Origin of the sequence: Roseibium sp. SCP14 (genome assembly GCF_040329475.1) — a bacterium.
GTDB lineage: Bacteria > Pseudomonadota > Alphaproteobacteria > Rhizobiales > Stappiaceae > Roseibium.
In genome coordinates this window covers 316,692-331,065 of sequence record NZ_JBDZYH010000002.1, presented here as the reverse complement: position 1 = coordinate 331,065, position 14,374 = coordinate 316,692, and the positions used below count along the sequence as shown (strand labels likewise).

Below are 14,374 nucleotides of genomic sequence, written 5' to 3'. Positions count from 1 at the left end.
ATCCCTCAGTCGTGAAATTTCGGATCGAAGGCATCGCGAAGTCCCTGGCTGACGACGTTGATCGACAGAACCAGGAGCAGGATCGCCAGGCCGGGAAAGGTGGCGAGCCACCATTCGTTCAGCATGAAGGAGCGGCCGTCGGCGACCATAGAGCCCCAAGATGCGGTCGGGGGCTGGACGCCAATTCCCAGGAAGGACAGGCTTGCTTCCAGGATAATGACGTGCGCCATCCGGACGGTGGAGACGACCAGCACCGGCGACATGATGTTCGGCAGGATTTCCCGAAGCATGATGTTGGATTTGCTGGCACCCAGCGCGTGCGCGGCCTCGACGTATTCCGCACCGGCGGTGGCCAGCGTTTCCCCCCTGACCACCCGGCAGGGGATCACCCACTCCTTGTAGGCCAGGGCGAGAATGATGTTCTGAAGGCCGGGTCCGGTCATCGCGATGAGCGCGATTGCGAAAATCAGATAGGGAAACCCGAGCAGGATATCGACCAGGCGGGAAATGACGACATCAACCCAACCTTTCAGGTAACCTGCCGCCAGTCCTGCGAGAACCCCGATCGTCGTGGCGACAAGTATGACAGCAAGGCCGATGAAAATGGAGACCCGCGATCCGTAAATGATTCGCGACAGGATATCCCGTCCGAGAGCATCGCATCCAAGCGGAAATTCCCAGCTTCCTCCGCTCATCCATGCTGGTGGAAGCAACCGCCGGAACAGGTCCGCTTCATTGGGATCGTGCGGGGCTATGAGAGGCGCCGCGATCGCCGTGAGGACAAAGCCGAACGTGATGAACAGAAACAGGACCGAGACCTTGTTGGAGGCGAAATTTCTCAGGTTTCTCCCGAAAAGAGTTTCCGACCGGGCCATGGCGGCCGTCTCCATCGAGTCAACAGCCGTCATAATTTCACCCTCGGATTGAGAATTGTATAGATGATGTCCGCTATGAAATTGAGCAAGACATAGGTCACGGCATAGAGGAGCACCGCTGCCTGGATGAGCGGAAAATTGCGAGTGAATATGCTCTCCACGACCAGGCGCCCCAGTCCCGGCCAGCCGAAAACCGTCTCGACAACCATGTTGCCTCCCAATAGCGACCCGGTTTCGATGGCGGCAACGGTTACGGTCGGGATCAGGGCGTTTTTCAGTGCGTGCTTGGCCAGGATCTGAAACTTGCCGAGACCCTTGGCTTCGGCGAATGTGATGTAGTCTCGGTTCAATACGTCAAGCATCGACGCTCGGGTCACGCGCATCAAAATCGCGGTCATCGGCAATCCGAGCGTAATCGCCGGAAGAATGATGTGTTTCAATGCGTCCCAGAACGCATCGAACCTGCCGCGCAGCAGCGCGTCGACCAGCAAGAGGTGGGTTATCGGATCAACCTGCGAGGCAAAACTTGCATTGCCCGACACCGGCAGCCAGCGCAAATGCACCGAAAACAACAGCAGGAGCAGAATGCCGAACCAGAAGCCGGGCATCGACACGCCGAACAGCGACCCGACCGTTGCCAACCGGTCATAAATCGAGTCCTTCTTGACGGCGGCTAGGACACCCAGCGGGATGGACGTAACCAGCGCAACCAGCAGAGCCATCAGGCTGAGTTCAATCGTTGCCGGAAGTCTCGATGCGATGACGTCCCACACCGGTTGCCGGTGGTAAAAGCTCGTTCCAAAATCGCCTTGGGCCGCATTCGCAAGGAAGGTGAAAAACCGTTCGTGCGGCGGCAGGTCCAGTCCCATGTCCCGGCGAAGCGACCGCTCCAGATCGTCGGTGACCAGCTGATCCCCCAACATGATCTGGACCGGGTCGCCTGGTGTCAGCAGCGTCATGATGAAGACGATGAGGCTGACACCGAGCAGAACCGGGATCAGTTGAATGATCCGTTCGATGAGTTTTCCAAAAGTCATGGTTTCACGAATACCAAATGCTAGGCTGGCTCTGGTTGCTGCATGTCAACCAGAGCCAGCGTTCCGCCATTGTTTTTAGTTCAGGCAAGCGTCGTGAAGATTGATCCGGCTGTCGGAGCTGGGTTGCCAGCCGGAGAGTTTCTTGGAAACCCCATAGAGGTCCTGCGCGACCCAGAGGTAGATATTGGGCAGGTCCGAACTGACGATGGCTTCAGCCTTCGAATAGAGTTCAGCCCGTTTTGCAGGGTCGGTCTCGGTATTCGCCGCATCCAGCAGGGCATCTACTTCGGGATTTGAATATCCCGACGAGTTGCCTCGATCCGCCGTGCGGTGGGTCGGGACGAAGATACCGACCGGATCAAGCGAGCCGTTGCCCCAGGAGGTCAGCCACATCTGTCCGTCGATGGGACCGCCCTTGGTCCGGTAACGCGATTTCAGGGTGGAGCTTTCTCCGATGGCGACCTTGATGTCGAAGCCGGCTCTTTTCGCCACCACGGCGATCACTTCGGCAAGCTCCTTTGTCGACCCGTCCGCATCGAGCGTGACCTCAAGTCCTTCCGGATAACCTGCCTCCGCGAGAAGCGCCTTGGCTTTATCCACGTCATAGGTGTAACCAGGCAGATCCTTGTTCTTGCCAAAGGCGTCCGGGCTCAGGATACCGTCCGTCAGCGTTGCATTGCCGTAAAGGATCCGGTCGATAATGATCTGCCGGTCCAGTGCATGGGCGAGCGCCCTGCGCACCCGAATATCGGCGAAAGGTCCTTCCTGGTTGTTCAGGGCGATGAATGTCGTGCGCGTTCCGTTGACCGCGACCACGTCTGTGTCCGGATGTGCCTCGATCTCTCTGGCGAGATCCGGTGTCACGCTGTTGATGATGTGAACGTCACCGGACAGCAGGGCCAGCACGCGCGACGCATTCTCGGGAATGATCTTGAAGATCACCCGCTCGACACAGGCCTTACCGACGGGCGCGATGTCGGTGGCACCGCCATAGTAATCATCGAAGCGCTCCATGATCACGCTATCGCCCTTGCGCCACTCGACAAGTTTGAAGGGACCGGTGCCGTTGACCGCATCCGCCATGGCCGGTTCACCGACCCTTTCGACATGGGCCTTGGAGACCACTTCCTGGAAGGGCAGCATTGCCGGCAGGTTCGGCCAAGCGGAGTCCAGTTTGATCACGACGGTATGGTCATCGACGGCTTCAATGTTCGTGATCGGCCCCAGCAGGCTCTGGCGCGGGCTTGTCTGACCGCCCATGGCATTTTCCTTAACGAGCCTGTCGATGGTGAACTTGATGTCTTCTGCTGTCAGGTCGCTGCCGTCGTGAAACTTTACGCCCTGACGGATCTTGAACTGATAAGTCGTGGAATCCAGAGCTTGCCAGCCTTCGGCAATCTCCGGTACCACTTTCATGCTGCTGTCCCGGGTGACAAGACCGTCGAACATGTTCCGGATGATCGTTTCTGTTCCCCTGTCCCGATGGTTCGCAGGGTCCAGTGTCAGGGCATCGGCCGTGAAACCGACCCTCAGCTCCTGTGCCGCGACTGTTTCCGGCGCGGACAATACGCCGGCAAGCATTGCGATCACCGCAAGTCTCTGTATATTCATGTTGTCTCCCCCTCTGTGCTAGGCGATCGTGTCGATCGGTTTCCTCTCCGCTTTGATAGTTCTGGTGTATCCTTTCCCCCCTCGGGTTCTCCTCATGGGTCCGGCACTTCGATGCTCATCAAGGGCGCATATTGCTGCGCGCCGAATATGTCCGGATCGCCGGCGCTACCGCTGGGACGCTCGCGCGAAATGGAAAACTTGATGGCAAACGCCGGATCGTAGGTGACGAAGTCGGTGATCCGGTCGTCCGAAAGGTTGAAGAGATCTGCGACCGTCTTGCGTGTGAGCGCACCGGTGTTGCAGACGTGTCGGTATTCCGTCTCGGATCGGAAAATCACATCGAATGTGATCTTGTCGACACCGGCATTCTTGCTGCGAATGATCTTGGCCAAATCGACGAGCCTGGTCATTTTCGTTCCTCTTGGATCAACCGATTTCGATAAGATGTGTGGGAAACAGCTCAAGGCCGTCGGCCACGGGCATCGTGTGGTTCAACGTCCATCGGCAGGCGGGGCTCGCCGGCATCACCTCATCGAAGGGAAAAGAGACACCGCCGGCTGTGCCCTTCACGTTCGGAATGCGAGCGTAAAAGAGCTGCCGGGTTGCGGTCAGCGTCAGTTCTTCGGCCAGAGACTTTGTCGGTGCGACACCCTGCACGACGATGCAGAGCTCGTGCGCCGGTGTGTCGCGCAGCGGTTCCAAGGCACCAAGGATGCCATCGCGGCCATAAACGCCGAAATGAAGCTCGTAACCGTCATCGCCGAATTTGCGCCGGACTTCCGCCTTCGCCCAATCCATCACCGCATCGACATGGGCAATCGTGTTCGGATCGCGGATACCGGCAATTCCGACATAGCGTTCGCCGACCTTGCCTGCGCCTTCAAGCTTGACCCGTATCTCGCTGGAGGGAACGAACTGGGATCCTTTGACCCTGGTGGTCCGCTCGTCCAGTTGCTCGTAATGGCAATTGGTCATGTCCAGACAGCCGCCGGCCACAAATTCATAGAACGGATTGGCCCGCTCATACATGGCATGTCCTGCAACGGAAGCTACCGTGCATCTTTGAGCAGGATGCATGGCGGTAACATCGACACCGTCCGGAGAAACGGTTCCCATAACGGTTTCCTTTCCGCCGTAGGGCTCCGCACAAAACGACGCGCATTCCATTACCTTGCCGAGCATGAAAGCCTGGTGATCTGGGTGGTCGTGAAGGAGAGCAGCAGCAGCGAAGATGGCGCTGTCGGAACTCCGCCCCCCGATGATCACGTCAGCCCCGGATCGCAGCAGATGAAGGTAGGGATCGGCACCGGCCATTGCGACAATCCGTTCGGTGGCGTCCAGCTCGGGTTCACAAAGGGGAGGGCGGCCATCGAGACCTTCCACAACCTCTCCGGAGTTCATCTTCGCCCTGACGGTTTCCCGATCGATTTCAGAGTAGAAATATCCAAGCCTGAATGGCTTCAGGCCGTGACGCTTTGCAATGCTGCGGATCATGTCGACATACATGTCGACGCGACTGTTGGTACCCGTATCCCCGGCACTACCAATCAACATCGGCACGTCGAGTTTGCGCGCCGCCAGAAGCATTTCTTCCAGATCATGCTCCTGCCATGCCTTCGGACTCGCCGAGGTGTCCGTGGCGAGTGGGACCGGACCGACATCGTCTGAGCCAGAATCGGCCGCGATGAAATCCGGTTCCTCTGATACGCCTGCGTGAAAACTCTCGGTTTTCAACGGCGCAAATCCCAAATGTCCATTGGGACAAATTATTCGAATATTTTTCATCACATCCCGTTTGCCGATTTTCTGGCAACAAGCGTAAAGGTGATGATTTTCGGGGCAACGTGTGAAATCCGCGCAATTGCGGTCCGAAAAGGTTCAATGGAAAAAATGCACGCATCGTTTGCGCGTAATCAGCGCAGACCCAGCTTCGACATCTGATGGCGCAATGCATGCCGTGTCAGCCCCAGCACCGTCGCGGCGTCACCTTTCCGCCCGTCGCATTTTTCCAGTGCCCTTTTGATCAACGATATCTGGTAAGCTTCGGTTCCCGTTTGGAAGTCCGGAAGATCTTCCTCATCGGACAATAGTTCGATCGGCTTTTGCTCGATCTCACGGGTAATGCGCGGCGGAATGTGTTTCACCAGGATCGTGTCGTTGCGTTCGAGAACAAAAAAACGTTCCAGCAGGTTTTCCAACTCACGCACGTTTCCAGGCCAGCGATGGGCAACAAAGATATCCGCGACGGCCGTTTCCCAACCCTTCACGGTGCGGTTGTAGCGCTCATTGAAACGCCTGATGAAATACTCCGTCAGTACCAGGCAGTCATCGCCGCGGTCGCGCAACGGCGGCACGTTCACCGGCGCCACTTGCAGGCGGTAGTAGAGGTCATCCCGGAACCGCCCCTCCTTGACCTGCTTGAACAGTATCTGGTTCGTCGCGCAGATAAACCGGACATCGACCTCGACATCGTTGACGGCCCCCATGCGCCGGAAACTCTTTCGGTCCAGCAGTCCGAGAAGCTTGGTCTGAGCCGCATGGTTCAGTTCTCTTATTTCGTCCAGAAACAGGGAGCCACCGTCGGCGGCGTTGATGAGACCGTTCTTTCGAAGCAGGGCACCGGCAAGGGTGCCTTTTTCCTTGCCGAACAGTTCCTGGTCGAACAGCTCCGGTGAGGTTGAGGCGCAATTGACGTCGACAAATGGCTTGCGCGCGCGGTCGGACCGTTTGTGCAGCTCCTGGGCAACAAGCCCCTTTCCGGTTCCGGTCTCGCCGTAAATCAGAACCGCGTTCACCTTGCTTCTTGCGACCTGCGTGATGAGTTGCCGTAGGTCCTTGATGGGGCGGGATTCACCAATGAATTCGCGTTCAATCATCGCCAACTTGCCGATTTGAGGATTGGTTCTGACCCTGCCGGAATTACAAGGTCTCCGGATTCCACAAGACTAGCCCGACACTTAAGCGTTGTCACGAAATGGGGCTTACCCTTGCCTTCCCTTGAATAAGCGGACTGCGAGATCGCGCTGCTCACTGATCTCTGTCACTCCGCTTTTGAGTCGTTATTAGCCGCTCATCTACGCACTCATGAACACGACCCGGAGCGGTTGCTCTCACCTATTTTCGCGGGCTGAACGATGAATGATCCTTACCTTCAATTCGCTTACCAGGACCGGAGCCAGGCACATTCCTTGGCTCGACGGTACGCTGGTCTTCTGCCAAATCACCACAAAGGTTCATTCGCTCGCGGGGCTGTGGCGCGACAAGGGCATTGCGCAAACGGCCGATGCAGCGAACAACAACCTGCTCGCGGAGGCTGTCTTCGGCAATGATGGCGCGCTGACGATCTCTGCCATCGCCATAGCGGGGGCACAGGCAACAACGGTTGCGCTTTCTCGGGCGGAAGCAAGCGTATCCATGAGCTCCGTAATCTTTCAAAACGCGAAAGATGCGGCCCAGTCGGCAGTGAACTTCACCAACACAGGCACCGTCGAAATGCTGGCGCAAGTGCAAGCCGTTGGCGATTCGGATGCGGAGGCCGATGCTGATCTTAACAGCGGCATTTACCAGCAGGTGAACGATGGCGATATTTTGACAGCGTCTGTTTTGAACTCGGGATCCCAATCGCTTGATTTCCTGGTTCGGGTGACGGCCACGGCGGATAGTGCCGACGCGTCGGCATCCATGAACCTTGGCATCTATCAGCGCTTGAGCAATGGAGACGAAGCCTACCTTTCGCTGGACAACTCGGGTTCGATCAACATTGTTGCCGAGGCCAATGCCTTCGGCAAAACCACTGCTCGGGCCGAAGCCGACAACGATGCGATTTGGCAACGTGCGAGTTCAATCGGCGCGATATCGGAACTCGAGCTGACCAATGACGGTGCACTCAACATTCAGGCCGTTGCGAATGCAGTCGGCGCCTCTCAAGTGATGGCGGGAGCTGAGGTCTCAGAAGCCCTGCAGCAGAGCGTATTCAATTCAGAGCAGGTGACGACAAACATCACTAACACCGGCGAACTGAACATAATCGCGGTAGCGCAGGCATACGGCTCGGCAACATCCGGTTACGCGGCAACTGCCTCCGCAGTGGCAGATATCGAAGAAGCCATTTATGCCTATGCAAACGGCAATGCCGGAAGCGGCGCCAACGCCGCCGCGACCTTCTCAAATACCGGCAGCCTGTCGATCGAGTTGCGCGCAACGGCGATAGCGAAAAGGACCAGCGCCTACGCCAACGCCGAGATGTCGTCGCTGGTGGAGCAATTTGCCGGCAATGCTGACACCGCGAGCGTTGTCATTACCAACAGCGGAACACTTGATGTCATCGCCGAAGCAGACGCATTTGGCCGCACGCAGGCCATCGCTGAAGTTTCCGGTGAAGATGTGGGCATTCGCCAGATAGCAGAGACGACCAACAACAACATTTCTGCGATTGCCTCAATCTCCAACAGCGGCTCACTGATAGTGTCCGGAGATGCTAATGCGCTTGCCCAGGCGCAGTCGAACGGAAATGCAACGGCGGATGCCACTTTCGAAACCGTTTTCTACCAGCATGCCGATAATGCAAACACGGCATCTGTGTCCCTGACGAACTCGTCGACACTTTCGATTTCGAACACCGCGCGGGCCGAAGCAACGGGCGCTTCCGGTGTTGCTATTGCCACTGCCGAAATTACGAATGCGATTTACCAGGAAGCCAGCGCGGATGGTGGTGCCGGCTCCCTGGCTTCCGCCTATCTGGACAATTCAGGTACTTTGGAACTGATGGCCGTGGCGAGTGCTGTCGCCAGCAGCCGTGCAACGGCGCGTGCCGAACTTGACGGAAATCCGATCGATCAGGTTGTCACGAACGGCAGTACGGCGCTTGCGGAAATCACCAACAGCAGCACTCTGTCGCTTTCAGTCGGCGCTTTCGCCGAGGCGTTCGATGCATCTGCATTTGCTTCGGCTGCGCCCGTATACCAGTCCGTCAGCGCTGTGACCGGAGGCGACGCTACGGCAAGTTTTGAAAACTCATCGAGTTTCATCATGAGGGCGGATGCCCGGGCCTTGGGACAGCACGGCGGCCAGACTACCACCAGTGCGTCGGCCAGAGCGAGTGCACATGTCCACGCCCTGACACAGTCTGTAGCCGGTGGCGGCGATCCGGCTGCAATGCTGCGATTTACCAACAGCAGCATCTTCGGCGCCTACGCAACCGCAACGGCTTCGGCAAATGCCGGAACCACTGCGAACGCTTCAACCGCGTATGCGTTTGCCTTTGGTTATGTCGGCGACGCAGGGACAGGCAAGACTGCCGACATAGACTTCAGCAATACCGGCACTTTCGAGATAATGGCGAATGCACGGCTTGCCGGAGCCGGATCGAAAGCAACCGCGCAGGCATTTGGTATTCATTATACCGCCGAGTCAATGACGGGAACGTTCGACAATTCCGGCAGCATCCGGGTTGTGGCGTCGTCGGTTCGCGTGGACAGCATCTCCGCAACGTCACCGAATACCACGGTGATCGGCACCGCGACGGCTATTGCGCTGCAGGTCGAGACCGATTCGGCCGGAGCCGATCTTGCCAACAGCGGAACGATTTCAGCCTATGCTGTGGCGAGCGTGGCGAAGGCAACTGCCGTCCGCTTTGACGATTACCTGGGCGGCGGCGCCCAGACCGCCAATTTCATCAATGACGGTGGCACCATCGAGGCGGTTACGAATGACGGTTCCACCGATATGCGCGGAACTGCCTTCAATACCGAAGGTGCCAACTATGATGTCGTTCTGGTGTGGCGCGGCACCAGCACCGACGGTTCGATATTCGGCGATGCCGAAATTGATGATGTTTCGTTCATCATCGTTGATGACGGCACAACCCGGTTTGACGGAATAGTCAACCCGGACGATGTCAACGAAGGCTTTCTCTATATTTTTAACGACGGCAAGTTGGCTCTCGCCAACAATGCGGACCTTGGCCCGTCACAAGTCAATGTCAACGAGTTCGAGGTCAGATCCCGCGGTACACTCGGGATCGAGATTGATCCGCTTGCCGCCGCATCTATCGATGCCAACACGGCCTCTCTGGACGGGACCATCATGGTTTCTGCAGTTGCCGGTCTCTATGCCGACACCCAGACCTATGATGATGTCATCGACGCGGGAACGCTTACCGGTACCTTTGATGTGGAGACGACCAATTCCGCGTTGCTGGACCTGAGCGTTCACTATGATGGCAACACGGTCGATCTTGCCGTCAACAGAACCGCGTTCAACGCGGTCGCGGGTTTGACGGCGAACCAGCTGGCCATCGCGGGAGGCATAGAATCCACTTATTCCACGGCTCTATCGGGCGACTATGGTGGTCTGGTCGCAGAGCTTTTCACGCTCGGCAGCGGCGATTACGCCGATGCGCTGGACCAGCTGTCGGGGTCGGAATATGCCGGGGTGCTTCAGGCGGCGGCCGGCTCATTCAACCAGTTCCTGGATGCCGTCAACCGGCGCGCGGACGCGTCGAGAAGCGGCGGGCCTTCAACAAACGCATCTCCTGAGACGCCGCTTGTCAGTGGTGCGGAAAACGCCGAGCGCGGCAATGTGTGGGCATATGCAGGCGGCAGTTGGGCAAGTCAGGACGGTGACGGCAACTCTCAGGGTTACACACACAGCGCGGCTTTGGCTCTCTTCGGCGTCGATGCCCAGGTCAGCGATCAGCTGCTGATCGGTCTGGCGGGCGGGATCTACACGCCAGGCGATCTCAAGTTCGACAATGGCAACCGGGTGGACCAGGACAATGGCTATCAGGTTGGCGCTTATGCGCAATACGATACCGGGCAATACTATCTTCGCGGCTTTGCCGGCTACGGCGCTTGGAACGCCACTTCGTCGCGCAGTGTGTCCGCTGGTTCGTACTCCGGCAACAACTCCGCCAGCTTCGACGTGAGCGCATGGAACATTACCGGGGAAGGCGGTTACGATTTCGATTTCGGGACCCATGTCATCACCCCCTACGGCGGATTGTCCTACACATATGCAAGCCTGGACGACTATTCCGAAAGCGGGTCCGATGCCTCGGCGCTCAGCGGCGACGGCGGAGGCGGACAGCTGGACGGTTATCTCGGCTTGCGCCTGTCAGGCATGGCTTTCAGCTCCGACACTTTCTCGCTGATGCCGCAGGCCGCGGCTGGTGTCGTGCATAATTTTTCTGATGAAGCGGAAGTGACCAATACACTGATCTCGGCGCCGGCCGGGACGTCATTCACGGTTCTCGCGCCGCAACAGGAGACCGCCGCCTTCCTTGATGTGGGGGCAACCATGTTCATCAAATCGAACGCACAACTCAGCATGAGTTACCTCGGTGAATACGGTGCCTCGCATCAGGAGCACGGCGGCTTCCTCAAGTTCAAAGTGAACTTCTGATCATGCCGGAACCGAAATTCTCGAGAGCGGGTATTCGCAATGTCCTGTCTTCTGTTCAACGGCGAGGCTTCATCTCGGCGCGCCAGAAGAAGTTGTTGTCTTTGACGATTTCGTTGGACGCGGTTTTTTTTGAAATCAAGGAAGTGAGAGATCGTTTTATGATGTGCAAGATTGCAATCCATCTGCTCTGGGCGACATTGGCCTTGGGGTTGGCGGGTGTTGCAGAGACAGAAGCGGCAACGCGCATTCAAAAGGAATTTGGCAAGTGGCTGGTGGCCTGCGTCGAACCAGATGATGCCAGGAACCGCTGCACGCTTTCGCAGACATTTCATGGCGTCAATCAAAGCAACAAGAACCGGGTCTTTGTTTTCTCCTGGGCCGTGTCGACCAATGACGAGGGCGTGGAGAATGCTTCATTGCGGACACCGCTCGGTGTCGGCCTCGATGACAAACTGACCGTCGCCTTTCCCGACACCGATCCGGTTGTGGTCGAATTCGATGTCTGCAACCGGCGAGGATGTTTTGGAGAATACCCGTTCGACAGTGCCTGGTCGCGGGCGCTGAAACGCAACGAAACGGTCCATGTAAGCTACATTTTCCGAAACGGCCGCGAAGTCTCGCTCGATGTCGATCTTCTGGGTTTCAGCGACGCCTACGCCTTCTACAAGCAACAACTCTCCCAATAAGAATGCAAATCGCGGGTGCGGCTGCTGATCATCCGGTCGACCCGCCAGGAAAAGTTACATGACACACCCCAATTCACGCGCATCGCACCGTCTTTCAAGTGACATCGCGGCCGGCTCGCAAGGGCGTCAGCAGTCCGTTCAGCCGGTTCCCTTGCAGTCGGTTCTGCGGCAAATCGCCGACCTTTATGCCGCTGGCCGGCTGTCACAAGCACACCAGCTTTGTCTGCAGGTTATCCGGCAGCGGCCTCGTCTTGCCGATGCTCACAGCATGCTTGGGGTCATTCTCGCCGGACTGGGCAAGACTTCCGAAGCGTGCAAGGCGCTGAAAGATGCGATCCGGTTCGATCCTCGGTGCCACTATTACTCCAATCTCGGCGAGCTGGAGCGCAAGAACGGAAAGCATTTTGCTGCCATGGTTGCCCTCGAAAAAGCCATTGAAATCGACGAGACTTACCCTCAGGCCTTCAACAATCTGGGTATCGTCCATTTCGAGAGGGGAGAATTCGACAAGGCTATCGATTGCTACAAGAAATGTATCGAGCTGCAACCCGAATACCCCGAAGCTCACAACAACATCGCTAACGCCTACAGGGCAACCGGTGCTCTAACGGAGGCCATGGCTCACTACGATCAGGCGGTGGAACTGCGCGAGAATTATCCGGAAGCCTACAACAACATGGGATCGGCGTTGCGTGCGCAAGAACGCTTCGAAGAAGCCGAATTCTGCTATCGCAAGGCGATTGCATTGAAGCCCGACTATGGGGAAGCGGCCAACAACCTGGCTGTCCAATTTATCGGGCTCGAAATGTATGACGAAGCACTGAGGGTTCTGGACGACGCCCTGAAGTCGGGCCTGCGCACGGTTTCACTGCTTCTGTCTGTGGGCAGGGCACAGATGCAAAAGAGCAACTTCGAACTGGCCAGAAAGGCCTGTGAACTTGCGCTGGAGGACGAGGCGGACAGCGCTGCCGCTTACACGCTCCTGGGTCAGGTCGACCATGAGCTGGATCTATTTGAAAAAGCTCTGAGAAATTTCGAACGTGCCATCGAAATAGATCCGGAATATGCGGAAGCGCGGAATTTTTATGGCATTGCGCTGAAATCGCTTGGCCGGTTCGATGAAGCACGAGAGCAGTTTGAAATGACGCTGGAAGATAATCCCTCCGCGCATGGGACCTATTCCAATATCGCAGATCTGGTGAGGTTTGGCGACTATCCCCATTTCGTTGATCGGATGGAGGAAATCTTCAAGGAAGCGGAGAATCCGGATTCAGACCGTTACATGGGTCTGCATTTTGCACTCGGTAAAGCTTATGACGATCTCGATCGTTACGAGGAAGCTTTCGAACATTTTTCAACGGGAGCGAATATGAAGCGGGCTCGTCTTGACTACGATGAACCCGCCATTGCCAACTTTTTCGACGAGATCAAGAACACGTTTGACGCTGATTACTTCGCCAATCTGCCCTTCGAAGGCGATCCGACCGAGTTACCGGTTTTTATCATCGGGATGCCGCGCTCGGGCAGTACGCTTGCGGAGCAGATCATCTCGTCACATCCGGGGGCACTCGGGGCCGGTGAGATCAAGACATTCAGCCACGCCCTTGGCGGGTTGCGGAGCCGCTTTCCGACCCTGCCCAAATTTCCTGCGATGGTCGGCAGGATGAAACCGGGTCATTTCCGGAGCGTAGCCGACCACTACTTGTCTTACCTCGGGAACCTGCTGACTGACGAAATTTGCGCTACCGACAAGTTGCTGACGAACTACTATTTCGTCGGTCTTCTCTCGACGCTTTTCCCGAAGGCCAGGTTCATTCACACAAGACGAAATCCGGTCGACACGTGCCTTTCCGCCTACACCAAGCTGTTCAAAGACGATATGCCCTACAGCTATGATCTTGGTGAGCTGGGGCGGTATTACCGCATGTATGAAGACCTGATGGCGCATTGGCATCGCGTACTTCCGGAGGGTGTCATGATCGACGCGGTTTATGAAGAGGTCGTCGCCGATACGGAAAATCAGGCAAAGCGCCTGATCGCCCATTGCGGATTGGAATGGGACGATGCCTGCCTTGACTTTCACAAGTCGAAGCGGCCAGTGAAGACGGCAAGCGTTGCCCAGGTGCGCAAGCCGGTCTATCGGTCTTCGGTCGACCGGTGGAGATGCTATGAAACCCAGCTTCAGCCGCTCGTTGAAGCTCTGGATTACCAAGCTGACTAGTCGAAACGCTCTGCGGGTATAACCGGGCTTCTTATCCGCGGAGCCTTTGCTGATGGAACGGGTGCTGATGACGACGGCCAAATTTTCAGGTCAGGGCCTCATCAACCAGAGTTTTGGAAACACTTTGCATGCAGTTGGCAAAAAAGATCTTTGTCGCCTTCATCGCGCGAATGGCAGCTTTGTGAAGTTCGTGCGATGGAACCAAACCGTGCAGTCAAACTGTACACTGCGTGTCGGAGTTGCCAACGCCTGCTCTGGACGCGATTGAGAAATCGATCGAGCTGAAGATCTTGGTAACGCTGTGTATTGAACCCCCGAATCAAAAGTTCAAGTAATTCCAACCTGTTAGCTCTATTTGGTGAAGGTGCTGCAATAGCTCTGTGCAAGTCTAGGGGCGAATTCACTAGCTAGAACAATAGCTTACGTAGGCTTATGGTAGCGGAGGAGGGACTCGAACCCCCGACACGCGGATTATGATTCCGCTGCTCTAACCACCTGAGCTACTCCGCCATCTGCGCGATCAGGCTTGGGCGCCCGCGCGAT

The 14,374-nt window shown here is 56.9% G+C and carries 10 protein-coding genes and 1 tRNA gene; 4 read left to right on the top strand and 7 right to left on the bottom strand.

All coding sequences use genetic code 11. The annotated features are described in order from the left end of the window. Positions 1 to 5 precede the first annotated feature (5 nt). The 6 genes from ABLQ08_RS09005 to ABLQ08_RS08980 form a co-directional block, all read right to left on the bottom strand. The gene (locus ABLQ08_RS09005; protein ID WP_352940916.1) at positions 6 to 908 is read right to left on the bottom strand and encodes an ABC transporter permease; all 903 of its coding nucleotides are present in this window, start codon (positions 906 to 908) and stop codon (positions 6 to 8) included. Further along, complete coding sequence (locus ABLQ08_RS09000) at positions 905 to 1,912, bottom strand: ABC transporter permease (RefSeq protein WP_352940914.1); 1,008 nt, start codon at positions 1,910 to 1,912, stop codon at positions 905 to 907. The genes ABLQ08_RS09005 and ABLQ08_RS09000 overlap by 4 nt, the downstream gene beginning before the upstream one ends. 75 nt (positions 1,913 to 1,987) lie before the next feature. Beyond that, positions 1,988 to 3,523 carry an ABC transporter substrate-binding protein gene (locus ABLQ08_RS08995; RefSeq protein ID WP_352940912.1) on the bottom strand — a complete coding sequence of 512 codons (1,536 nt, stop codon included), beginning with the start codon at positions 3,521 to 3,523 and terminating at the stop codon, positions 1,988 to 1,990. A gap of 92 nt (positions 3,524 to 3,615) precedes the next feature. After that, positions 3,616 to 3,933, bottom strand: coding sequence for a DUF4387 domain-containing protein (locus tag ABLQ08_RS08990; protein ID WP_352940911.1), 318 nt, complete (start codon positions 3,931 to 3,933; stop codon positions 3,616 to 3,618). A gap of 16 nt (positions 3,934 to 3,949) precedes the next feature. Further along, positions 3,950 to 5,308 (bottom strand): acyclic terpene utilization AtuA family protein, encoded by a 1,359-nt coding sequence (locus ABLQ08_RS08985; protein WP_425328980.1) that lies wholly within the window; start codon positions 5,306 to 5,308, stop codon positions 3,950 to 3,952. A gap of 128 nt (positions 5,309 to 5,436) precedes the next feature. Beyond that, complete coding sequence (locus ABLQ08_RS08980; RefSeq protein ID WP_352940907.1) at positions 5,437 to 6,399, bottom strand: sigma-54 dependent transcriptional regulator; 963 nt, start codon at positions 6,397 to 6,399, stop codon at positions 5,437 to 5,439. A 262-nt stretch (positions 6,400 to 6,661) separates the two neighbouring features. Between ABLQ08_RS08980 and ABLQ08_RS08975 the strand changes: the two genes are divergently transcribed. The 4 genes from ABLQ08_RS08975 to ABLQ08_RS08960 all read left to right on the top strand — a co-directional run bounded on the left by ABLQ08_RS08975 (position 6,662) and on the right by ABLQ08_RS08960 (position 14,099). Beyond that, the gene (locus ABLQ08_RS08975) at positions 6,662 to 10,924 is read left to right on the top strand and encodes an autotransporter outer membrane beta-barrel domain-containing protein (protein ID WP_352940906.1); all 4,263 of its coding nucleotides are present in this window, start codon (positions 6,662 to 6,664) and stop codon (positions 10,922 to 10,924) included. A gap of 158 nt (positions 10,925 to 11,082) precedes the next feature. Beyond that, the gene (locus tag ABLQ08_RS08970; protein WP_352940905.1) at positions 11,083 to 11,610 is read left to right on the top strand and encodes an invasion associated locus B family protein; all 528 of its coding nucleotides are present in this window, start codon (positions 11,083 to 11,085) and stop codon (positions 11,608 to 11,610) included. A gap of 58 nt (positions 11,611 to 11,668) precedes the next feature. Beyond that, the gene (locus ABLQ08_RS08965) at positions 11,669 to 13,831 is read left to right on the top strand and encodes a tetratricopeptide repeat-containing sulfotransferase family protein (protein ID WP_352940903.1); all 2,163 of its coding nucleotides are present in this window, start codon (positions 11,669 to 11,671) and stop codon (positions 13,829 to 13,831) included. A 52-nt stretch (positions 13,832 to 13,883) separates the two neighbouring features. Continuing rightward, a complete protein-coding gene (locus tag ABLQ08_RS08960; RefSeq protein WP_352940901.1) occupies positions 13,884 to 14,099 on the top strand; it encodes a hypothetical protein in 216 nt (71 codons plus the stop codon). Positions 14,100 to 14,264: 165 nt separating this feature from the next. Here the strand turns inward: ABLQ08_RS08960 and ABLQ08_RS08955 are convergent. Continuing rightward, positions 14,265 to 14,341: transfer RNA gene (locus tag ABLQ08_RS08955), tRNA-Met, on the bottom strand. Positions 14,342 to 14,374: the final 33 nt, after the last annotated feature.

Coding starts and splice junctions, on each gene's coding strand:
- ABLQ08_RS09000 (WP_352940914.1), bottom strand. CDS start 1,912: ATGACTTTTGGAAAACTCATCGAACGGATCATTCAACTGATCCCGGTT.
- ABLQ08_RS09005 (WP_352940916.1), bottom strand. CDS start 908: ATGACGGCTGTTGACTCGATGGAGACGGCCGCCATGGCCCGGTCGGAA.
- ABLQ08_RS08980 (WP_352940907.1), bottom strand. CDS start 6,399: ATGATTGAACGCGAATTCATTGGTGAATCCCGCCCCATCAAGGACCTA.
- ABLQ08_RS08960 (WP_352940901.1), top strand. CDS start 13,884: ATGGAACGGGTGCTGATGACGACGGCCAAATTTTCAGGTCAGGGCCTC.
- ABLQ08_RS08990 (WP_352940911.1), bottom strand. CDS start 3,933: ATGACCAGGCTCGTCGATTTGGCCAAGATCATTCGCAGCAAGAATGCC.
- ABLQ08_RS08975 (WP_352940906.1), top strand. CDS start 6,662: ATGATCCTTACCTTCAATTCGCTTACCAGGACCGGAGCCAGGCACATT.
- ABLQ08_RS08995 (WP_352940912.1), bottom strand. CDS start 3,523: ATGAATATACAGAGACTTGCGGTGATCGCAATGCTTGCCGGCGTATTG.
- ABLQ08_RS08970 (WP_352940905.1), top strand. CDS start 11,083: ATGATGTGCAAGATTGCAATCCATCTGCTCTGGGCGACATTGGCCTTG.
- ABLQ08_RS08965 (WP_352940903.1), top strand. CDS start 11,669: ATGACACACCCCAATTCACGCGCATCGCACCGTCTTTCAAGTGACATC.
- ABLQ08_RS08985 (WP_425328980.1), bottom strand. CDS start 5,308: ATGAAAAATATTCGAATAATTTGTCCCAATGGACATTTGGGATTTGCG.